The sequence below is a fragment of the Rufibacter aurantiacus genome, from assembly GCF_017916345.1.
Taxonomy (GTDB): domain Bacteria; phylum Bacteroidota; class Bacteroidia; order Cytophagales; family Hymenobacteraceae; genus Nibribacter; species Nibribacter roseolus.
In genome coordinates this window covers 803,169-825,356 of record NZ_JAFMSV010000003.1, presented here as the reverse complement: position 1 = coordinate 825,356, position 22,188 = coordinate 803,169, and the positions used below count along the sequence as shown (strand labels likewise).

General features: G+C 50.9%; 21 protein-coding genes. 15 read left to right on the top strand and 6 right to left on the bottom strand.

Annotation, left to right across the window (positions count from 1 at the left end; translation table 11 throughout):
• The first annotated feature begins 169 nt into the window (after positions 1–169).
• The 6 genes from J3P34_RS13965 (at position 170) to J3P34_RS13940 (ending at position 3,156) form a co-directional block, all read left to right on the top strand.
• Positions 170–565: a hypothetical protein gene (locus J3P34_RS13965; protein ID WP_210489269.1), complete on the top strand. Its 396-nt coding sequence runs from the start codon at positions 170–172 to the stop codon at positions 563–565.
• 4 nt (positions 566–569) lie between these two features.
• Positions 570–950, top strand: a complete 381-nt coding sequence (locus tag J3P34_RS13960) for a PH domain-containing protein (protein WP_210489267.1) — start codon at positions 570–572, stop codon at positions 948–950.
• A gap of 94 nt (positions 951–1,044) precedes the next feature.
• Entirely contained in the window at positions 1,045–1,665 is a 621-nt protein-coding gene (locus J3P34_RS13955) for a DUF5025 domain-containing protein (protein WP_210489266.1), read from the top strand.
• A 323-nt stretch (positions 1,666–1,988) separates the two neighbouring features.
• Positions 1,989–2,372: a methionine-R-sulfoxide reductase gene (locus J3P34_RS13950; RefSeq protein WP_210489265.1), complete on the top strand. Its 384-nt coding sequence runs from the start codon at positions 1,989–1,991 to the stop codon at positions 2,370–2,372.
• A gap of 15 nt (positions 2,373–2,387) precedes the next feature.
• Positions 2,388–2,867 carry an AAA family ATPase gene (locus J3P34_RS13945; protein ID WP_210489264.1) on the top strand — a complete coding sequence of 160 codons (480 nt, stop codon included), beginning with the start codon at positions 2,388–2,390 and terminating at the stop codon, positions 2,865–2,867.
• A complete protein-coding gene (locus J3P34_RS13940) occupies positions 2,836–3,156 on the top strand; it encodes a peptide-methionine (R)-S-oxide reductase (protein WP_210489263.1) in 321 nt (106 codons plus the stop codon). Before J3P34_RS13945 ends, J3P34_RS13940 begins: the two co-directional genes overlap by 32 nt.
• A gap of 459 nt (positions 3,157–3,615) precedes the next feature.
• Here J3P34_RS13940 and msrA read toward each other — a convergent pair whose 3' ends face one another.
• A complete protein-coding gene (gene msrA, locus J3P34_RS13935) occupies positions 3,616–4,341 on the bottom strand; it encodes a peptide-methionine (S)-S-oxide reductase MsrA (RefSeq protein WP_210489262.1) in 726 nt (241 codons plus the stop codon).
• Between the two features lie 319 nt (positions 4,342–4,660).
• On the opposite strand from msrA, the gene J3P34_RS13930 reads away from it, so the two are divergent.
• The 6 genes from J3P34_RS13930 (at position 4,661) to J3P34_RS13905 (ending at position 11,743) form a co-directional block, all read left to right on the top strand.
• On the top strand, positions 4,661–5,515 hold the full coding sequence (locus tag J3P34_RS13930; protein WP_210489261.1) for an ABC transporter ATP-binding protein: 855 nt from the start codon (positions 4,661–4,663) through the stop codon (positions 5,513–5,515).
• Complete coding sequence (locus tag J3P34_RS13925; RefSeq protein WP_210489260.1) at positions 5,499–6,275, top strand: hypothetical protein; 777 nt, start codon at positions 5,499–5,501, stop codon at positions 6,273–6,275. Before J3P34_RS13930 ends, J3P34_RS13925 begins: the two co-directional genes overlap by 17 nt.
• Before the next feature lie 16 nt (positions 6,276–6,291).
• Entirely contained in the window at positions 6,292–6,669 is a 378-nt protein-coding gene (locus tag J3P34_RS13920) for a GntR family transcriptional regulator (RefSeq protein ID WP_210465252.1), read from the top strand.
• Positions 6,670–6,675: 6 nt separating this feature from the next.
• On the top strand, positions 6,676–7,413 hold the full coding sequence (locus tag J3P34_RS13915) for a head GIN domain-containing protein (RefSeq protein WP_210489259.1): 738 nt from the start codon (positions 6,676–6,678) through the stop codon (positions 7,411–7,413).
• A 526-nt stretch (positions 7,414–7,939) separates the two neighbouring features.
• Positions 7,940–10,441, top strand: a complete 2,502-nt coding sequence (locus tag J3P34_RS13910; RefSeq protein ID WP_210489258.1) for a TonB-dependent receptor — start codon at positions 7,940–7,942, stop codon at positions 10,439–10,441.
• A 258-nt stretch (positions 10,442–10,699) separates the two neighbouring features.
• Positions 10,700–11,743, top strand: a complete 1,044-nt coding sequence (locus tag J3P34_RS13905; protein ID WP_210489256.1) for a ferredoxin--NADP reductase — start codon at positions 10,700–10,702, stop codon at positions 11,741–11,743.
• 92 nt (positions 11,744–11,835) lie between these two features.
• On the opposite strand, the gene J3P34_RS13900 is transcribed toward J3P34_RS13905, so the two are convergent.
• The 3 genes from J3P34_RS13900 to J3P34_RS13890 all read right to left on the bottom strand — a co-directional run bounded on the left by J3P34_RS13900 (position 11,836) and on the right by J3P34_RS13890 (position 16,188).
• Entirely contained in the window at positions 11,836–12,279 is a 444-nt protein-coding gene (locus J3P34_RS13900; RefSeq protein ID WP_210489255.1) for a hypothetical protein, read from the bottom strand.
• Positions 12,280–12,433: 154 nt separating this feature from the next.
• On the bottom strand, positions 12,434–14,899 hold the full coding sequence (locus J3P34_RS13895; protein ID WP_210489254.1) for an alpha/beta hydrolase family protein: 2,466 nt from the start codon (positions 14,897–14,899) through the stop codon (positions 12,434–12,436).
• A gap of 134 nt (positions 14,900–15,033) precedes the next feature.
• Entirely contained in the window at positions 15,034–16,188 is a 1,155-nt protein-coding gene (locus tag J3P34_RS13890) for a transglutaminase domain-containing protein (protein ID WP_210489253.1), read from the bottom strand.
• A gap of 210 nt (positions 16,189–16,398) precedes the next feature.
• Between J3P34_RS13890 and J3P34_RS22165 the strand changes: the two genes are divergently transcribed.
• Positions 16,399–16,722, top strand: coding sequence for a hypothetical protein (locus J3P34_RS22165; RefSeq protein WP_246850217.1), 324 nt, complete (start codon positions 16,399–16,401; stop codon positions 16,720–16,722).
• Positions 16,723–16,878: 156 nt separating this feature from the next.
• Positions 16,879–17,259: a hypothetical protein gene (locus tag J3P34_RS13880; protein ID WP_210489252.1), complete on the top strand. Its 381-nt coding sequence runs from the start codon at positions 16,879–16,881 to the stop codon at positions 17,257–17,259.
• Positions 17,260–17,397: 138 nt separating this feature from the next.
• On the opposite strand, the gene J3P34_RS13875 is transcribed toward J3P34_RS13880, so the two are convergent.
• On the bottom strand, positions 17,398–18,162 hold the full coding sequence (locus tag J3P34_RS13875; RefSeq protein WP_210489251.1) for an MBL fold metallo-hydrolase: 765 nt from the start codon (positions 18,160–18,162) through the stop codon (positions 17,398–17,400).
• Between the two features lie 172 nt (positions 18,163–18,334).
• On the bottom strand, positions 18,335–20,275 hold the full coding sequence (locus tag J3P34_RS13870; RefSeq protein ID WP_210489250.1) for a glycoside hydrolase family 2 protein: 1,941 nt from the start codon (positions 20,273–20,275) through the stop codon (positions 18,335–18,337).
• A 494-nt stretch (positions 20,276–20,769) separates the two neighbouring features.
• Between J3P34_RS13870 and J3P34_RS13865 the strand changes: the two genes are divergently transcribed.
• On the top strand, positions 20,770–21,888 hold the full coding sequence (locus J3P34_RS13865; RefSeq protein WP_210489249.1) for a glycoside hydrolase family 43 protein: 1,119 nt from the start codon (positions 20,770–20,772) through the stop codon (positions 21,886–21,888).
• The last annotated feature ends 300 nt before the right edge of the window (positions 21,889–22,188 follow it).

Genomic DNA, 22,188 nt, shown 5'->3' with positions numbered 1-22,188 from the left:
GAATGGGGAATTGAAACCCACATCATCGTTTTAACCCCATTTTTTTCATAATGGCCAGAAAATAGAATGGATTGGTGGAAGGAACCTTCTGGGAATTTCACCGCTAGTTTTTCCTCCTGCTGGGGATTGGTTTACCAAAGCATATAAACCTGAATATAAAGGAGCACCCATGAATTATAGATTGATTTGTGTACTTCTGCTCCTTTTTTGTAGCCCAGCGGTTTATAGTCAGATACCTAAGTCGGAGGCGCCAAAGACTTCAGCAGACTACCTGGAGGTGAGCAGAAAGAATAAGACCGCGGGGTTTGTTTTCCTGGCAGTAGGGGGATTGATATCCCTCTATGGAGCTACCGGTGATCTTTCTAAACAAGACTTACCCTTTGTCTGGCTAGGAGGATCGGTTTTTTCTTTGACCAGCCTTCCGTTCTTTGCCTCTGCGGTGAAAAATGAAAAGCGAGCCAAAAACGCCAACACTTCCCTTGAAATCCGGAGGAGTCCGGATGTATCTGCTTCGTCTTCAGTAGCTTCATCTTCAGCTTCTATTTCCTTCCACCTTAAATTCTAAACACATGGGCTTATTTTCAGCATTGCTCGGGAACGCCGGAACGGTGAACCAAGAAACCTTAATTAAAGATTATGGCAAACTGCTGGCCGAGGGTGAGATGATTGAGCTGGGTTTCAAGCTCATCAGGGATACTTTCATCTTTACGTCTAAAAGGCTGATTCTCATTGAAGTGCAGGGCCTCACTGGAAATAAGGTGGAATACCTTTCTGTCTCCTACAAAAGCATCTCCAGGTTCAGTGTGGAAACGGCCGGGACCTTTGAGCTGGACGCCGAACTCAAGATCTGGGTTTCAAGTGAGGTGGAGCCCAGCATCCGGAAGAAATTCAACAAGGCCGTAGATGTCTACGAAGTGCAGAAAGTGCTGGCTATGCATGTCCTGCGGTAACAAAAGGTATTCAAAGCAATAGCTTTCAAGTGACCGGAAGCCTGTTTAAATATGATAGTTCTATCAAAAATTAAATAAAGGAAGAGATACTCATATGAAAATAAAAGCCACCTTCGCTTCAATTCTCATTGTAGGTTTAGCTGGTTGCCAGAAAGATGCCCCTGACCCAGAGCCAGTACCTACACCTCTAACCTCTTTCAGTATGAAGGTGAATGAAAGTCATTGGGAGCCTAGCCAAGTTGGGGATAATACATGCCTCCGTACCTTCCATGGAGCGTGGTCAGCCTTAACAAAAGATGGTGAGGAGCAACCCTTTTTCACCATTTTGGCCTACAAAGATCCCAGAGCTTTAGGAAACTATAATAGCGAAAACAACCTCCGGATGCAGTTCATGAATGTAAAAGGCAAGGGAGCTTACCCCATCTTGGGTACATATAAACAGGAATTTACCTCTTACGTGGCATTTAACGTTAACAAGCCCGGACAGCCCACCAAACGGTACGTGAACAGAACGGACAAGCCTAATTTTACCATTTGGGTAGGGGAACTTTACCGTATTGAGAACGCACATTTGAAAGGTATCAACGGAACCTTCCAAGGCGTTTTGTACAACGAGCAGGATCCCTCAGATTCACTTGTGGTGGAACAAGGGAAGTTCTCCTTCGGGAAAGTGAATTGGTATAATTTCGACCAATGTGCTCCTGAAAATGAGTAGCAGAAACTATGAAAAGACTGCGCAATTTATCGTCCACTTCCGTTATCTGGCTAGTCAGTGGGATGCTGATTCTTCTTCTGTTTGTCCTTTACTTTTTGTTTATACCTGTTCCGGTTTGCGAGGGAGCATGACCAAAGCCATTTTTTAGAACAACAAACGCTACTTCATCACCTGAGGTGGCGTTTGCTGTTTTTAGGCAGTTTCCTTAAAAATACCGCCGAAACAGGCTGCCGGAATTCTCCCTACTTTTGCCTTGTTACCTAATCAGCAACGAGACCTAGCCAAAGTCAGTATTAGTAGCAGAAGTAAACAGCAAGAGATCCATGGAAAACCAAGATAAAAAATACAACCAGCTCACCCCAGAGGAAGAATACGTGATTCTGCACAAAGGCACGGAGCGCCCTTTTACCGGCAAACTGTACACCGTAAAGGAACCCGGCACTTATATCTGCCGCCGCTGTAACGCCCCACTGTACCGCTCAGAAGATAAGTTTGAGTCGCACTGCGGCTGGCCCAGTTTTGACGATGAGATTCCGGGTGCCGTGACCCGCGTACCGGATGCCGATGGCCGTCGCACCGAGATTGTCTGCTCTAATTGCGGCGGACACCTGGGGCACGTGTTTCTGGGAGAGCGTTTCACCGCCAAGAATACCCGCCACTGCGTCAATTCCATCTCCATGGCCTTTGTACCGGCACAGGAAAAATAACCAGAACCGAAGCGGGTGGAGGCCATTCTGTTTATAGGCATGCAGGCATCGGGGAAGTCCACGTTCTACAAGAAGCACTTCTTCAACTCCCACGTGCGCATCAGCATGGACCTGCTCAAGACCCGCAACCGGGAGCGCCAGTTTTTGCAGGTTTGCCTGAAAACGACCGCAAAACTGGTCATTGACAACACCAACCCCCGCAAGGAAGACCGCCAGCAGTACATTCCGCTGCTGAAGGAGCGGCGCTACCAGGTGATTGGGTATTATTTCCAAACGTCGTTGCCCGAGGCGCTGGCCCGAAATCGTGCCCGCGAAGGGAAAGACAAAGTCAAAGACGTTGCCTTGTATGACGTGCGCAAAAAGCTGGAGCCGCCCTCTTTCTCAGAAGGCTTCGACCGGCTTTTTAGCGTACGCATACACGGCGATGGTTTTGAGGTAACCGAATGGAGAAAAGAAGAAGGGCATGTTCCAGAACCGCAAGATAGACTGGGCTAAAAACGACCAGAACCAGGAAGTGGGCATCTACGTCTGCAGCCGCTGCGGCAATCCCCTGTTTTCCTCTAACCAGAAGTTCGACTCCAAGACCGGTTTTCCCAGCTTCTGGGGGCACCTGGAGCAGAACGTCCAAAAACTACTCCTGGAAACCTACGGCCGCGACCGCATCCAACTCCTCTGCCACCAATGCGGCCTGCACCTGGGCCACCTGTTCCAGGACAACAGAACCCCCTCCCAAGTCCGCTACTGTATCAACGCAGGTTCCATCCAACTTCAAAAGGAAGACTAATTAATTGCTGAGTTAAGGTCTCATAACTTATAAGTTTTCGCTGGCGCGAGCCTCAGGCTCGTGTCCGCACGCATTGCAGATGCTATCTACTTGGTCTAAAATAGGGCTATTTAGAGTCCCACCTACTTAAATAAAGGCATTCACACTTTCTGCAGGTCATCTATACCTTCTCAAAGGCATTTCCACCCCATTTTGTCATCCTGAAAGGATCTTGTGGGCGAACAGTAAGGGCATTTCTTTCATGCTTTTCTAGTTTGCCCACAAGATCTTTCCAAGATGACAAGAGAGGGAAGTTGCTTTGCGGAAGTTGCTTAAACACGCATCAGAATACCTGAACAAGTAAGAGCAGATGGCAAAAGAAAATCAAGAATGCGTGCGGACACGAGCGAGACGCTCGCGGCAGCGGTGAATTGTTTTGAATCCAAATTCGAGCTTTTGCCTTGTTTTTAGGAAATCGGCTTATAGCGCATTTGTACCTTTGGAGGGGCTTAATCCATGGCTAAAAGGAAAGCCTAGGGTGCCTTGCGCCATGAAGAGAGCCAGCATGATGTTCTGTACGGGAGCAGAAAGTCCCAGGCTTGAGATTTCCTCCATGAAGATGTCCTGTTCTCCGTAGCCACCCACATATCCGTTTACCCTGGCCACCGCGGTGGAGTTATTGAAGGCTTCAAAGCCAGGGTAAATCTTCTGCAGTTCCCGCAGTACCTCTGTGTGCCGCCGCAATTTCCATTTCTGGTGCCGTTCCTCGGCCAGGTGAAAGGTTTCGTAGGGTATAAGCTGGGTGAGTACTTTCGCTTTGAAACGCTCTTCTGCGGCTTTAATGGCATCCTGTGCGGCCTGTTGCTGCTCTGGTGAATGGTAGAAGATGGCCGAGGTGTACTGCCTTTTGCGGGGTTCCTGGGTTGGGGTATGCTTCGCAAAGAACTTTTCCAGTAACTGGGCATAGGTTACCTGCTCTGGATCAAACTCCACCTGCACGGTTTCAATATGGTCGGCGAGGTTGCGGTAGGTGGGGGCGGGGGTAGTTCCTCCGGCAAAGCCAACCCTATTTCTGATAACTCCCTTTATGGCGCCAAAAAAAGCCTCGGGGCTCCAGAAACAACCCATGGCCAGCGTGGCGGTTTGGATGTTGCTATAGCTGAGCTGGTCAAGGCGCGGGATCTTGCTTTCTTCAAATGGGTTCATAGGTTCTTTTACGGATAATTCTGAAGGACGTGAATGAGCCTGCTAATACACCTCACCTATACACCTGGTACACCTCTTTGGCTGATCCAAGAGCCAAAATTATGAGAAAACGTCCTGCTTTTCCGGGGAAAGTGGTTGATCTAAGTCGGTTTCTGCTTCTGCCAAAATCGCCTCCCTTAGGGTTTAATGGCTGTTTTGGGGAATTGGGCAGTAAACAAGTTTAATCATTTAAAATTTTTTCCGCATCCGCGTTGCTTTTCTCAAAACTGTTTCTACATTTGTAGTGTACTATGTAACTAATACAGTAAACAGTGACGCTATGATACACATTGACAACTTAAGTTTCGGGTACAAGAAGGGCCACCTGCTTTTCCAAAACCTGAATTTGTCTCTCTCCAGGGGGCACATCTATGGATTGCTGGGGAAGAACGGGGCCGGAAAGTCCACGCTCCTGAAGAACATCATCGGGTTGGCGTATCCCACCGCCGGAACCTGCACCATTGATGGGGCCAATGCTGCTAAACGGTTGCCGGAGGTGCTGGCCAATCTGTACTTCATTCCCGAGGAGATCTATGTGCCTTCCACCACCACCGCCAAGTTTGTCGCCAACACGGCCCTGTTTTACCCTAAATTCAACGAGGAGCAATTCCACGCCTACCTGGCCGAATTTGACGTGCCGCGGGAGTCCGTGTTGGATAAGCTTTCCTTTGGGCAGCAGAAGAAAGTGATGATCGCGTTCGGGCTGGCCACCAACACTGATCTTTTGGTCATGGATGAACCCACCAACGGACTAGACATCCCTTCTAAAGTGCAGTTCCGCAAAATCATCGCATCGGCGTTGACCGAGGAACGTTGCGTGATCATTTCCACCCACCAAGTACGCGATCTGGACAGCCTCATTGATTCTTTGGTGGTGGTACACAACCGCGAGATAGTGGTGAACCAGGAAATGGACCGGATTGCGGAAAAACTGGTCTTTGCCACCCTTCCGGCTACCGACGGTTACGAAGTGCTTTATGAGGAGGAATCTTTCCGGGGCAAAAACGTGATAATGCCCAACCACGAGGGCGTGTACAGCCGGGTAGACATGGAGCTATTCTTCAACGCCATCATCTCAGAAAACCAACCATTGCTTCAACTCTTACAACAAGAACAATATGAAAACGCAATTTAGCTTTACCCGCTTCAGGTGGTTGTTCAGGAAACATACGGCAGAGAACTACAAATTCTACCTTCTATGCGCTGCCGTTCTGGTGGGCATCATGGTTTTGTTTACGGGCTTTTTGATCATGATGGAAACACAACCGTTCACCACAGACAAACAAGCCATTGTTTTCATTTTCCTGCTTCTTGCGGCTGGGGCTATTTTCACCAGTACTATTTTTGCCCACTTAGGAGACAAGAGAAAAGCTATCGCGTCGCTTACCTTGCCGGCATCTCATCTTGAGAAGTACCTGGTTGCCTGGATCTATTCTTACGTCATCTTCCAATTGGTTTACCTGGCTTGTTTTTACCTGGTGACCTTCATCTTGGTACCGCTGGATGATTGGCAAGGGCAGGAGTTTGAAATCATGGGCTTGTTCACCAATGATGAAGGGCAGGTGACTGGTTTGGTACTGTTCTTTTTCCTGCACTCGGTGACGTTTCTGGGTTCAGTCTTCTTTGAGAAATGGCATTTTATTAAAACCGCCTTCATGTTCATTACGGTTAGCTTAATGGTAACCTTACTGAATAAGTCCATTCTGCAATCTATTTTGGGCCACAGTTTTGATGACGCTTTTCCGTTTTCAAATCTGAATTTTTCTGAGGAGGGAGAGTATTTCCAGATCCAGTTCCCGCAAGGTCAGGAGTATGTGATGGCGCTGGCTCTTTTAGGAACGGCCCTCATTTTATGGGTAAGCGCCTACTTTAGGTTGAAAGAGAAAGAAGTGTAGGCTTAAGAGAATCACTATGGAATTTAGAAACAATGAGGCCATTTACCTGCAGATAGCCGCGTACGTGAGCGAGAACATTCTGCTGGGCAAATGGCTCCCCGAAGATAAAATACCTTCTGTGCGGGAGCTGGCGGTAGAACTGCAGGTGAACCCCAACACCGTCATGCGCACCTTTGAGTACCTTCAGAACCAGGAAGTCATCTATAACAAGCGGGGGATAGGCTTTTTTGTGGCCCTGGAAGGAGTGGAGAAGGTAAAAAAACACCGGAAAGAGCGTTTCCTGCAGCAGGACCTGCCCGAGTTTTTCCGCAATGTCTTCCTGCTGGATATTCCCCTGGAAGAACTGCAGGCGCGCTATGAACAATTCAAAACAGAACATTTCACCCTTAATTAGAAGATCATGAAAAAGAGTAATATTCTCATTGTGTCTGCTCTGGCCTTTTTCCTCTGCTCATTAACTGCTTTTAATTTTGTGATGAAAACAGAATATGACAAAGGCAATTACAAAGATCCGTTGAATAATTTTGTGAAGAAGGATTTTACCGGGTTCAATGCCTTAGAAGTGAACGGAGGCAGTCTAATATCTGTGAAGGTTGTACAGGGGCCTTTTAAGGTGTTTTTGCACAACCGGGTCTTGGATCTTGTCCAAGTGAGGCAACAAGGACAGAAACTGGTGATTGACGTTAACTTGGAAAAGAAGGGTATCTGGTCTAATGGCCGCTATGTGGTGTACGTTTCCTGTCCAAACCTAAAGACATTGAATACTACCTCTCGTTACACCCTTCTGGGAAAGCCCCAACAAGAGTTGGCCAGTGTATACCCTTATGGTTTGAAAAAAGTATTGTTAGAAGAATTCAAGCAGGACAGCCTGAACATCAAGATGGACCATGCTACCGCGGTGGAACTGTTCAAAACCAACCTAGGGAAACTGAATGCAGTACTGGGCCCTACTCCGGAAAGCAACAGTATGCTCATTATCAGGAAAGACAACAAGATCAATGCTGCTGACCTGGACATCAGGAATCAAAGTTCTTTATATATGTTTGATGTGGTGATTCCTTCGCTCTCATATAAGTTCTCCAATACCGCAAAAGCAGAATTTACCGGATCAGCGCTAACAGCCATAAGTAAGAAATAGTATTTATCAGGGGGAGGAGGTGCTTTTTGGTTTGGGTACTTCCTTCCAATGATAAAATCCCGCTGCTCTCGTTTTCCACCCGATTCTTTTAAAACGGATTTTAAATAGATAAAAGTAAATAGTTCATCCCAGCGTTTAGAGGCTGTTTTCCAGAGACTAGCCTCCAAACAGAATATTAAATAACCCTTTTACCGAAAAGGAGAAGCTGCCTGGTTACTTCAGTAGTATCGTGCTTTTTTCTCCATTGCGCCTTCATCCCTCCCTGATGTTACTGGATTTCCTTTGCCTAAATTTTTACTTCAAAAATCCCCATGGCGGGGGGTGAGTGCCATTCATCCCATTTTTCCTGTCTTTCATCACATTTACTTTTTGAAACGCTAAGTGCTGGCTAACCTTGTACCATAGCAAAGCACCTACTGTACTGGTTTCCTGCAGCCTTTTTAGACATTTTATAAAATAGGCAAACTGGGAGAATACAGGGCTTTTTCTGAATAGTGATATCTAACTAAACTCTTAAAATAAAAACATGAAAAACGTTATACTCCTGGCGATGGCCAGCGGCTTGGCTGCGCATTTTACTTTTGCTCAGGCTCCGCAAAACAAGCCTAATTTCGCCCCTCCTCAATCCGTGGCCACGGCGCCAACCCCCAAAGGAAACAGCAAAATAGCGGGCGTGGTCATTGATGATGTAGCTAAGAAACCGGTGGAGTTTGCCACTATTAGCCTCATTGACAAAACCACAGGCAAAACAGTGGACGGAACAGTCTCTGATGAAAAGGGAAGATTCTCGCTGGGGCGCGTGGCAGCCGGGCAATACAAAATATCGGTGAGCTTTCTGGGGTATGAGACCCGGGAGGTAGACAACATCACCATCGGCAACAAAGATGAAATCAACATTGGGGCGGTGGCGCTCAAAGGCAATTCCAAGATGCTGGACGAGGTGGCCGTGGAGGGAGACAAGCTGCTGGTGGAAGACAAAGTAGACCGCATGGTGTACAACGCCGAGAAAGACATCACCAATGCGGGCGGCACGGCCAGTGATGTCCTGAAGAAAGTACCCGGCGTAACGGTAGACCTGGAGGGTAATGTGGCTTTGCGGGGCAGCTCCAACCTGCGGGTGTTGATCAACAACAAGCCCTCGGCGGTCATGGCCACCAGCATCGCCGATGCCCTGCAGCAGATTCCCTCTGACCAGATCAAAAGCGTGGAAATCATCACCAACCCCTCGGCCAAGTATGACGCAGAGGGTACAGCCGGTATCATCAACATCATCACTAAGAAAAATAACCTGCAAGGCGTAAACGGAACGGTGAATGCCACCTACGGCAACCGGAACACAGGCATCAATGGCAATGTGAACTACCGCAAAGGCAAATTCGGGCTGACCACGGCCCTAGGTCAAAGCTGGAAGAACAATCCTGCTGAGAGCATCCGGGACACCTACTACAACGGCATCCCGGGGATTGACCGGCTGCACCAAACCATGGACGGCAAGCGGGAAGGTGTTTTCCAGATGGTGCAATTAGGGCTGGATTATGACCTGAGCCCTAAAACCAGCGTGTCGGCGGGGTTCAGGATGCAGAGCGCGGAGTTCGCCTATAAGACCTCGCAGGTCTCCACGCAGTTTCTTAACGGCGAGGTGATGGGCGGCAACACCCGGACCAACAACAATGAGTTTGACAACGCCAACTATGACCTCAACCTGGATTTTACCCGCAGATTTGAAAAACCAGGCCAGGAACTCAGCATCTTGGGACTGCTGAGCCGCAGCAACCGCCAGAACAACAATTTCGCCGATGTCCTGAACCTGGACCAGCAACTGGCCCTTCGGGAGCAAAACCTGAACGATGCCTACAATGAGGAGAAAACCTTTCAGGTAGACTACACGCACCCCTTCAAAAACAAGCACCTGCTGGAACTGGGTACCAAAGCCATCCTGCGCTACGCCGAGAGTGATTACCAGCTTTTATTTGCCAATCCGGCCACCGGTCCTTTTGTGGTGGATCCAAGCCGCACCAATATCTTTGAGTACCACCAGAACGTGGGCGCAGCGTATGCTTCGTATGAGTTCAGCCTGGATAAGAAGTATAACTTCAAGCTGGGCTCGCGCTATGAGTACACCCGCATTGACGGCGACTTCACCTCCTCAGAGACCTCGGTAGGGCAGAAGTACGGCAATTTCATTCCCAGCCTGGCTATCTCCAGAACACTCAAGAACAACCAGACGGTGAAGTTCAACTATACCAAACGCATCCAAAGGCCGCAACTGGGCTTGTTGAACCCCTATGAGAACCGCGCCGATACCTTCAACATTCAGGTAGGAAACCCTAACCTGCGGGCCGAGATCACCAACGCCTATGAACTGGGTTACAGCACCTTCTTCAAAAGCGGCACCTCAGTGAATGCCTCTTTCTTCTGGCGGCAAACGAACAACTCTATTGAGGCTTACACCCTGCCCACGGAGGGAGGCGTGAACTACACGCGGTTCGGGAACATCGGGCGGAACGCCAGCTACGGGGTGAGTTTGTTTGGAAGCACCAAGTTTCTGCAGAAAGGCAACATCAGCACCAACCTCAACATCTTCTACAGTGACCTGGAAAGTCAGACCTCATTGTTGAATGCCTCTAACGCCAGCATGATGTACAATGCCAACATCAACGCCTCATACAGCTTTGAAAGAGGGTTCAGCGCGCAGGTGTTCAGTCAGTTCAACTCCCGACGGGTGACCCTGCAGGGCAAAGCCTCGGCGTTGGCCATGTACAACATCGCGGTGAAAAAAGACATTCTCAAGAAAAACGGCAGCATCAGCGTGGGCATTGATAACCCATTCTCTGAAGCCCTGAAACAGCGGAATACCTTTAAAACCCAGAATGCGGAGCAGGTAAGCACCATGTATCTGTACAACCGGCAGGTGCGGGTGAACGCCAGCTACAAGTTCGGTAAGATCAACAACAAGGCCCAGGCACCCCGCCGCAAAAAGAAAATCAACAACGATGACGCCAAATCAGACGGAGATGCCAACGGATAAGCCTTGCCACGCATCTAAACTCATGGTGCTAGGATCATTGTTTTCGTGTTGTTAGGCATCTTGCTGGGTTGCCTGTAGACAGCAAAGATCAGCTTGCCTTGAGGCCAGAACCCCAAAGCAGCTTTCCTTCCATGGAGGGAAAGCTGCTTTGGGGTTCTTTTTTGATAATTTAGCCAAAACTACCCTTACTGGTTACAAGCCTTATCTCTGGGGCGGTGAAATCCGTTAAGAGGAATTTGATCTGAAAGTGCCGTCTGCATGAGTTCTACGTACCATTCCCTCACCATTACCCAGATAAAGGAAGAACTACCCGATGTAAAAACCTTTGTATTCGGGGCCGAAGATGCCCAGGTCATCGATTACCTGCCGGGTCAGTACCTTACATTGGTGGCGCAAAACAAGCACGAGGAGATCAGGAGGTCTTATTCCATTACCTCGGCGCCGGCTATAGGAGAACCGCTGGCCATTGGGGTGAAAAGGATTGAGAACGGGTTTCTGTCGCGCCAGTTGATTGACCATGCCAGGGTAGGGGACACCCTGCAGACCATAGGAGCCGCCGGTTTTTTTACATTGCCTCAAGACATGACGCCTTACAGGCAGGTGTTTTTCTGGGCGGCCGGTAGCGGCATTACCCCCATCTACGCTTTGATCAAAACCCTGCTCCACGCGCATCAAGGTGTTTCTGTGGTTCTGGTGTACAGCAACCACTCGCCCCAAACCACCATCTTTCTGCAGGAGTTGAAACAACTGGCCGAGCAATACCCTGAGCGGTTCCAGGTGAAGTTCCTGTTCAGTATTTCACCCAGGCTAAGTGAAGCCCGGCTGCACAAAGACCTCCTGAAAAGCCTGGTGCGCCAATACAGCAAAGTGTCTGTAGCGGAAATAATATGTTATGTTTGTGGGCCTGAGAACTACCGAAGGTTGTGTTTGTATGGTTTGAGGGAGGTGGGAGTACCCGCAGCCAATATCCGGCAGGAGACGTTCAGCACGATTAAAGTCATTACCAAAGAAACCCCACCAGATACTGATCCGCATACCGTCAGCATTCAATACCAGAACCAGGTGCATCAGCTCCCGGCCCAATACCCTGATACCATTCTGCAGGCCGCCAAAAAGGCCGGTCTTTCCCTGCCGTACAGCTGTGAGGCGGGCCGCTGCGGAAACTGTGCGGCAACCTGCCTGCAAGGAAAAGTTTGGATGTCTTACAACGAGGTGCTCACAGATAGAGAAGTGGCCCAGGGGCTGGTGTTAACCTGCGTGGGTTACCCGGTGGGAGGGGATGTGGTGTTAAAGATTGGGTGAGAATTTGATTTGGGGGTGTTTTAAGGAAATCGGCCTTAAAAGGGGGAGCAAAAAAATACTCCAACAGGTGAATTCCGGTTGGAGTAAAAGCCTTATCTAATAGTAGTAGTCTGCAGGGGATTTTCTTTGCCCACGGTCAGAAGCCAATCCAGGGCCGGAGGCACATCCTCAAACATTTTGATCTGGAACTTGTCTCCTATGTGCTGGTGCAGGTGGTGAAAAGACATTTTGCCGTAAATACCGGGGGCCAATACCTGGCTCATATACTGCAGGCCCAGTTCCATGACTTTGGGCGTCCAGAAGCTTACAATCCAGTCGTTTGCCACTTCCCAGGGGCCAATCAATTCTTTGTGGTTGTTCAATAAGCGGGAGCAAGGTTGCTCCTGCAGCATTTTGATATAGTGACTGCCGCCCTGCATCACGGTGTCCAGCGTCTGAATCCCAATCCATTGGGCATGGATGTAGAGGTTGTCTGGCATACGCTCCGCAATGAGGAAAACATCCCCGTTGGGCTTCTTTAGTTCTACTTTTGTCATTTGATTTGTCTGTTGCAACGGATAGTCCAGGTCCGTTCTTCTCTTTCCTGCTTCCCGGTTAAGGTTAGTCGTGGAAATCTAGGTTTTATTACGCAGAACAAAAAAAGGTGGTCTATGTTTTACCAAAGACCACCTTTTCAAGGGAAGCTAATTCTTACCGCATGGTTTGCGGTTGCGGCTTGTTTTTCACATATTTCTCCAGCCACTGGTCCATTTCCCACAGCATGTGCATAATTGACTCCTTGGCGCCGTAGCCGTGGCTCTCGGCGGGCAGGAACACCAGGCGGGTGGTGGCCCCATGGCCCTTGAGGGCATTGTAGAAACGCTCGCTCTGGATAGGGAAAGTACCGGAGTTGTTGTCGGCCTCGCCGTGGATCATGAGCAAAGGCGTCTTGATTTTATCTGCGTAGTTGAACGGCGACATTTTGGCGTACACCTCGGGGGCTTGCCAGAAAGTACGCTCCTCGGCCTGGAACCCGAACGGGGTAAGGGTACGGTTATAGGCCCCACTGCGCGCGATACCGGCCGCAAACAGGTTTGAGTGCGCCAACAGGTTAGCTGTCATGAAAGCGCCGTAAGAGTGGCCGCCTACCGCCACCCGGTTCGGGTCCGCGATGCCCATTTTAGCCACCTCGTCAATGGCGGCTTTCGCGCTGCCCAAAAGCTGCTCTACGTATGTGTCATTCGGTTCTGCGTCTCCTTCTCCCACAATCGGGAAATCGGTGCGGTCCAGCACGGCGTAGCCCCGGGTTACCCAGAACAGGGGAGAACCGTAGTTGATGCGCGTGAACTCATAAGGAGAGCTTTTCACCTGACCGGCGCTGGCGGCGTCTTTGAACTCGCGCGGATACGCCCACATGAGCATAGGCAAGCGACCCTGCTCTTTCTTGTAGCCTTTAGGTGTGTAAAGCGTGGCGGTCAGCGTTACCCCGTCGTTGCGTTTGTAGGTCAGAAGCTGTTTGTCTACGCCAATCAACTCCGGCGACGGATGCGGGAACTTGGTCACCGCGGTAAGTTTCTTAGACCCGATCTGGCGCAGGAAATAGTTGGGCGGATCATTCTCAGACTCGCGGCGCGTGATGAACAGGCCTTTCTGCGGGTTCAGGACATCCACCGGCAGTTCGTAATACGGCGCTTCAGAGCGCCACAGGATATTGGCCTTCTTCGTGGCCAGGTTGAATTTGCTCAGGAAAGGCCTGTTACCTTGCGGTGAGCCGCCCTCGCTGATCATGTACATGTTCTGACCAGATTTATCGGTCATGAGCACGTTGCGGCCGAACTGGTTCTTGGTCATCACCGGCGAGCCCGGATCTGAGTACAGGTCTTCGTAGGAGCGTTCTACCAGCAACACCGGCTCAGCGCCCGGCTGGCTTGGGTTCACGCGCAGGCGGCGCTCCTGGCGGGTTTTCCACCAGCGCTCGGTCACCAGGGCCAGGTCATCGTCTCCCCAGGTAATGCCGCTGAAGCGAAGTTTGGTACCCACCAGCGCCACTGGTTTTTGGGTGAACGGCGCGGTTTGGGTGTAGACGATGTCCCGTACGGGTACGTCTTTCTTGTCATCGCCCCCGTCCTGGGCTTCTACCCAGTACAGGGTGGCCGGCTGGTCTGCGCGCCAGTTCACGTTTCTGGGGCCGGCTGCCACCGCATTGAAGCCCACGGGAATGTTCTCGCCCAGCGGAATATCAGCGATCTGCTTCACCACTTTTCCCTGGCGGTCCCACACCTGCACCGTGTAGGGGAACAGGCTGGAAGGTACCAGATAGGAGTAAGGCCGGTGCGTGGTGGAGACCAGCACAAACTGCCCATCCGGCGAGATGCTGAAAGACCGGATAATGCCTTGCTCGCCCAGGTTCGTTGCCTTGCCGTCCAGGGACACCTGCACGAGTTGGCTTGTTAAATAGTAATCAAACAGGGCCTCGTCCTGGCGGTTCTTGAGAAGATCCTGGTAGGTGCGGGAGGGAGCAGTTCGGCCCAGGTTCTCCTGGATAATTGGACCTATTGGCGTGGTGTTAGCTTTTGGCGCTTCGCCGCGCGAGGGGTTCACCAGTTTCACCAGCAGGTTTTTGCTATCCGGGGTCCAGCTGAAGGCGTTTCCCCAGGCATCGTTCACGGTAGCGGTGGTGAGTTTGCGGGCAGTTCTGTCAGCAGCGTTTACTACCCACAGCTCAATGCCGTTGGCTATTGTGTTCAGGAAGGCAATCTGCTTTTCATCCGGAGACCAGGTGACATCAGTGATTTTGGCTTTGGCCGGTAATCCTTGGATGTTGAACTCCTGTCCGCCTGAGACCTTTTTAAATTTGAGGTTGTGGAAAGAAGTACCACGGCTGGCGCCGTTTACCGCCGGGTTGATGCGGAGGCCCCCTATGCGGGCCTCGGGCGCGGCCACTTCTTCAATGGACGGGTAGCCGGCCCGCTCCATGAGCAACATCCACTCGCCCTTGGAATCAAAAAGCACCGAGGGCGTGGCCGGGGCTTCAATCAGTTTGGCAATAGACTCAGCTGGGCGCTGGTAGGGGACGTTGAGGTCTTTGGCCCCCTGGGCCATGGCGGCGGGACCGGCCAGCGACAAAGCCAGCAGCAGCACCGACAGCCGGGAGCGCCGGGAAATGATTTTGTTCATGTTTGTGTGGTTGGTGGAAGGATGTGATAGCCAAGATATACAAAACTTCTGATATATGTTTAGCGGCTGATTTCAGTAAAACAGCCGCTAAACCCATCACCTCATCACAATGGGAAATGAACAAATCTGGTAAACTATTGGCGGTCTGCCAAAGCTTGCTTGTAGAAAAGGGCATCCCGTTTTTTCACCGGGGTGCTGAGGTACCGGTGGAGGAATTGCTCCTGTTTCTGCACCATGGCCACGGCTTTCTCCAGGGAAACCTCCATGTTCTGCAAGGAAAGAAAAAGATTGGTGTTGTCGGCTGGGTTCACCTGCTGGAGCAGCCGCCTGGTCTCACTGAACTTTCCGGCGCAGCTGCTGGCCATCAGCCGCAACTCCTGATCTGACCGGGCCGGCAGAAAGCGGTTATTGCGGTACCTGATGAACTGATTCAATGCGTTGATGCCCTCGTTGAAGGTGTTCACGGCCGCATTGTACGCGTCTACCGTTTCGTTTTCCCTGATGACGGAGAGGTTCTTCTTCAGGTGATTCAGTTGGTCCAGCACCACCGCCGGAATCACAGGGTTGGAAGACATCCGCCGGATGGTGCCCGTCAATTGCGCTTTCTCTGTAGCAGATCTGTAGGTAGCCAGGGTATCCAGGAACTTAAAAACCGGTTTGGGTTTGGGCAAAGCACCCCTGGAGGAGATGAATTCACTGTAGGTTAGCGGCTGCGTCCGTAACTGCCACAGCGGATCAAACGGCATGTGCGTCTGGATCATCTTGGCCGGCGATACCATGAAGTACCGGGTGTTGGCCCGGGAGATGAACACGCCTTTCTCCACCACGCCCGCGCCCCAGGTAGGGTCAAACAAGTACCATTGGCCTTGCAGTTGGGCGGCGCACCAGGCGTGCGTCATAGGCTGGGACATGCCCCTGGGCACGACAAACCCGGTCACTACGTAGGCCGGAACGCCCATCTTAGCACAGACCTCCTGGAACACCTCGGCATAGCCCTGGCAAAGGGCTTTTCTGGAGCTCAGGGTCTGCGCGATCAGGGCTTGTTTTTCATAATACAGGGGTTTTCTGGCCAGGGCCTGCACGTCATAGGCAATGTTGGTGGCCAGCCAGTCATACAGGCCTTTCAATTTTTCCTGCGGCGTTTTATAGTGGCTGCTTAAAAACTGCGCCAGTCCCTCAGCAGTTCTGGATTGGGCCGCCGGAATAATCGGGGCTCCGGAAACTACCTCGCCGGCGGGCACGGCATTTCTCTGGGGCTGCGTAACCTGCGCCCGTGTCTGCCAACCCATGAAAAAAATGGTAAAAATTAAAGCCAGCCTAGCCATCTTGTAGTACCCTGAAAATAAGGCGGTGTGCCTTTCTGTAACGATGAAACAACCGTCGCTATGATAACGTTTCCGGGTTTGTTTTTAAAAATAGCCATATTTAGGTTCTCCCTAAAATAATTGGCTTTATACTTGCAGCCGAGTTTCCAAACGTTTGGCTATTCGAAAGAAATTATGAAACGACAGATTGTACAATTCTTTTTATTAGTGTTTGTTCTGGCGACTGTGGCCTCCTGCTCCAGCTCTAAAAACACCAGCAGTTCCAGGTACCCATCCGGCACCCGTACCTCCAAAAGCCAGAGAACCTCAGACTCCTTTCCGGGGGTAATCTTTGGCGAGAGCAGAACCTCTACCAGGGGGCTTCCTCCGGGCCAAGCCAAAAAGGTCAACGGTGACCAATCTGCCCGCGACTATGCGCCAGGCCAGCAGAAAAAAGGCGGCAAAGGACACGGCCACGGCCACAAAGGCGGTAAAAAGAAAAAAGGTAAAAAGCACTAAGAAGCTTTTACCCCGATAAAAACAAATGAAAGAGGGCTTGCTGCGGCAGGCCCTCTTTTTTTATAGGTAAACCAGTTTAATTAAGTCCCGGGCGCCTTGGCTGTAAACCACCTGCCTTTGTCCTCGTAAACAGGCGTATAACTTAACTTTTAGACTATGGCTATTTCAGATATTTTCAACGGCGACGATAAAGATAAAGCAAATACCGCCAACAATATAAACGATGAGTATCATCAGCGGAACGCGCCCGGGAACCATCCAGACCCATCTGCCAAGCGCAACATCAACGTGAACGGAGACACCGAGCGCAATGACCAGAAAGACAAACTGGAGAACCTGCACATTGGCGGGAACGAGTTGACCGGTTATGGCGCCAACGACCATGAGGAAAAAGAGTCTATCTCACAGGGCCCCGGTTTTGAGTACGAAGGTAGCTACGATGCCATGGACGGCAGCGCCAACGGCCTGAGAATGCACGACCAGCCCCTGGACAGCTCAGAAACCGATTCTGAAGAAACCGACTACAACCGCCTGTAAACCTATACAAGCAAAAAAGCAGAAGCTGGTTTTCCTTAATCCCGGGAAACCAGCTTCTGCTTTTTAGAGCTGTTTTAGTGAATATTGCCTTAAAACGAAATCCTTCCTCATAGCGCAAGGAGACAGGTTGCTCAAGACTTAGCTTTTGTTTTCTGGGTACCAGTTACGCAGCCGCACCTCTACGTTTTTCTTGCCGGCGTCTACCTGGGTTTTAAAGGCATTCACATCGCTGAGGCCGCCCTGGCCGCGGTAATGGTAAGGATAAACAACCCTGGGTCTGAACTCAAGCACTGCAGATGCCGCCTGGCTTACATCCATGGTGTAGGGCAGGTTCATGCACACAAACGCCACATCAATGTTTTTAAGGGCCCGCATCTCGGGGATGTCCTCTGTGTCACCGGAAAGGTAGACGTTCTTGTTCCCGATTCTCAGGACGTAGCCGTTGCCACGGCCTTTGGTATGCATGGCATCCGCTGCCTCAGGCATGTTGTACATGGGCACGGCGGTGATGTCAATATCAAGTTGGTTTGTTTTAGCGCCGTTAGCCAGCACCTTGGCTTTGGCTTTCATGGCCTCGGGCAATTTGTCTACCACGGCTTGGGGGGCCACGATGGTGGCTTTGGAGGTGGGCAGCGCCTGCAGGGTTTTCAGGTCCAGGTGGTCTGGGTGGATGTCGGTGATGAGGATAAGGTCTGGGGCGGTGAGGCCGGTGAACAGCTGGGCGCCGCCGTAAGGATCTACCCAGATGGTTTTGTTATTCCACTGCAACACCACGGTGCCGTGCGTCACCGGCTGGATCACCAGGTCACCTTTCTCGGTTTTTATGCGGTCTGGCTGGGCAAGTCCCTGCGCCCAGGCCTGCAGGGTGCACACGCAGAAAAGTAAAATCAGGAGTTTTTTCATCTTGTTGTTTTTTAGGTTGGACGGATAGTGGAAAGACAATTTACCAGCGGTAATGTTTAAAGGCTAATTAGGGGAAAAATTTAAGGGGATCACACAAAAAACCTGTTTAGGAGGAGTTCTTTAGAAAACGCCTCCTAAACAGGTTCATTTCCATTGGTTAAGTCACCATGGACTACTCACTTTTCTTTTTCTTCAGGAGCCGCTTACTGGGCTTGGCGTTGAAGTCGCTGCCTTTGGTACTTAATATCCCGGGCGGCACGGTCAGTTCCCCTGTATGGAAGTCAATAAGGCCGTTTTTTTCTTCTTCAATGTTCGTGGCCTGCGTGTACACATCACCGGCAATGCGGCGCTTGCGCAGTTCCCGCTTAAAGTCCAGGATTCTTTGGGTCCGTTCCTCAGAACCTTCGGGCCCCCCGTAGTCTGAGAACCCGAAACCGCCCCACTCACTCACGATCAGTGGCGTTTGGCCGCGGTAGAAATACTGGTCACCAATCACCAGGGGCAATACCGCCACACCTTCCATCTCACCGGCCGTCAACTTATCCAGCAGCTTTTTCCATTTGCCCAGCTTAGGCGTGTATAAGTGCGCGGTCAACAGATCGGTTTTCAGCTTGCCTTCATAGGAGATGTGCTGCCAGCCGTCATTGTCCACTACCAGGAACTGCGGATACCTGATTTTCATGAAGTGGTAGGTATCCATGATGTACTGGCGGGTCTCGGGGTTCGTGGCGATGTCCTGGGCCCCCCAGTCCTCGTTGTACAGACTCCAGATGATCACCGAGGGGTTGGTCTCAATAAGAGCCAGCATCCGGAGGAGTTCTATTTTGTGGTTCTCGCGGCTGCGCCGGGTAGAGGAGTGCGGGCTGGGCACTTCTACCCACAGCAGCATGCCCATTTCATCTGCCAGGTTGTAAATGCGGGGGTCAATTCCGGCAATGTGCACCCGAACCAGGTTACAGCCCAGTTCCTTCATGGCGTACATGTGCCGTTTCATCTCCTCGTAAGTAGCGGTACCCGGTTGGTAGAGGATGCCGTCTATGTAGATCTCCTGGTTGTTGAGGTACAGGTGACGGCCCCGGGCTTCAATCTTGCGCAAGCCAAAGTGGCCGGCAATCTCAGAGGCGTAGCCGGAGGAATCAATTAACTGGGCCTCAAATTTATACAGGTGCGGGTTCTCGGGGCTCCAGAGCTCGGCGTTGGGTACTTCAATGACCACGTACTGTGACCTTTGGCCGGCCTCCAACCTGAGTTCATAGTCTGAGGTAGCAATGGGGGTGGCGTCATCGGGAGCATCGCGCTCAAAGATGTTCAGCCTGAGCGTGTACTGCCCCGGGTCCTGAATACGGGTGGTGAAGTTGAAACGCACCAGGGAGTCTTCAATCAACCCTTGTACCCCAACCCTGGACCGCAACCGGTTCCGCTCCACAGTCTCCAGCCACACGCTTCTTACGGCGCCGGTGTAGGTCTGGTACCAGATACCGCCCCGCTTGTACACGTGCGATTCCTGTTTGCCGCGGGGTACCTCGGCGTCCATGCTGTGCGAGATGCGCACCGTCAGGAAGTTCACCGGCAGCAGATGGTCTTCGTTTATCTCAAAGGAAAAGGAGTTGTATTCGCCATAGTGCACGTCGCCACCTTCCACGTCGGTGAGCAGGCGGCCGTTAAGCCAAACCCTGGTCTCGTAACCGCAGGCCCCGAAAGTGATCTGGTAAATTCTTTTCCCGCCGCTTTCCAGTTTCTCTGGACGGGTGAACTCGCGCTCGTACCAGGCAATGAGTTTGTCTTGCCAGGCGGGCGTACTTTCCAGTTCTCCTTTGGTTTTAGCCATGTGTTCTTCCACAGAGCCGGGCCAGTTGGCGGTGTGTTCGTATTTGTGCCCCAGGTACCAGCCCTCCCTGATACCGCGGTCTTCCTGGTCCAGGGAGAATTTCCATTCCCCATCCAGCAAAGAATAGGTGTTGGGCCGGAGGACTACCCTGGGGATGGGGTTTTCCGTTCTCCTGGAGGCAACGTCTTCCTCTTCAATTTCAGCCTCTATGGACTCCTCAATACTAGAAACAATGGATTCTTCAAAGCTCTCGGTTACATTGAGGTTGGGGTGTTTAGAAGTCATAGTCGTAAATTAATTTATAGAGGTGTCTTGTTTACTTCTTTCTTAAACGAGGTTTATTTCTGGTAAGGTTGTCTGGGAGGGAAATGAGTATTGAAAAATGCACTTTTATTTAACCATCGTTTTGGGCCTTTTTTCAAGGAAAAAGGCGTAAAATATTTACTTACAAAGCCTTATCATAAACCTGAAGAAGCTATTGGATACGGCTCCTATGGATTGTGGTTTGTTTAAAAGAGGTAATAAATCCCGTTTCCGGCCAAGTGATCTCAATAGGAGGGAAGAATGGCCAGTTGCTTTCTGGGGTGGGCCATAAGAAGGAAGTTTCCAGTTTAGAGGCGGCCGGCGGAAAAATTGCACATGCTAGGGACAGGTGTAAAAGAGTTGGTTTGGCTTGGCGGAGAGGGTATGGCGTTTTTGCCTTATTTTATTGAAATCGGTTGCGAAGAGGCAGGAGTTTTGCCTATATTCACCAGAACAATCCAAACCTAAAACGAAAGATGACAAAGTTTAGAACCGCAAAATACCTGCCTTTGGTATTTGTTGCCGCTTCTGCCTTCTCCAGCGCCTGTCAAAAGCAGGGTGGAGCAGAATCCAAAACTGCCGATGGACAAAGTGGCGCCACTGCTTCTGCAGACACCGCTTCTTCCAAGTACCTGTCGCAGCCGCTCATCCCTGGCATGTACACCGCAGACCCTTCGGCGCACGTTTTCAACGGAAAGATCTACATATACCCTTCGCACGACATTGAGGCGGGCACTCCTGAGAACGATAACGGTGATCACTTTGACATGCGCGATTACCATATCTTCTCCATGGACGACATCAACGGTAAAGTCACCGACCACGGTGTAGCCCTGGACATCAAAGACATTCCGTGGGCCAAGCGCCAGCTGTGGGCGCCAGATGCCGCTTTCAAGAATGGTAAGTATTATTTGTATTTCCCGGTAAAAGACAAGCAGGACGTGTTCAGAATAGGGGTGGCTACCTCTACTTCGCCTACCGGTCCTTTCAAAGCCGAGCCTAAACCCATTGAAGGTAGCTTCAGCATTGACCCGGCCGTTTTCACCGATACGGATGGTACCGCCTACATGTACTTCGGGGGAATCTGGGGCGGACAGCTGCAGCGTTGGGCCACTGGCAAATATGACTCTACCGCCGCTCCTGAGCCAGCCTCCGGCAATGCCCTGGCACCTAAAATGGCCAAAATGCGCGCCGATATGTTAGGGTTTGAAGGCCCGGTGAAGGATGTGCAGCTTCTGGACGAGAACGGCAAGCCCTTCCCAGCCACTGAGCACAACAAGCGTTTCTTTGAGGCTGCCTGGGTACACAAGTACAACGGCAAATACTACTTCTCTTACTCCACCGGAGACACCCACAACATTGCCTACGCCATCGGCGACTCACCAACCGGACCATTCACCTACAAGGGAGTGCTCCTGAACCCAGTTGAAGGCTGGACAAACCACCACTCCGTAGTTGAGTTCAAAGGCAAGTGGTACCTGTTCTACCATGACACGCAGACTTCTGGAAAAACGCACCTGCGTAACGTGAAAGTAACCGAACTGACCCACCAGCCAGATGGCACCATCAAAACCATCACCGCTGTAAAATCATAAGTCAGATTCAGCTAAGATATAAAGGCCCTGCTTCTCCCTTGAGAAGCGGGGCTTTTGTTTTGTAGGGGCAATCCCTTGTGGTTGCCCTGTTCGGTGCAGAGCGCTGTTTCAGTTGTGTGTGATAATACCAACAACGGCGGCGGTTTATCCTAAGGACACGCATTCCGTCCCCCTTTGAAGGGAGTAGGGGATGACAAAGACGTTTCAATATCCAACAGCTTGCGCTACAGAGGATAGATAACCGCCAAGGATTGCTTTACATTCTCAGCAAAAGCAGAGACAAGGCGGTGCCTGGTCTCT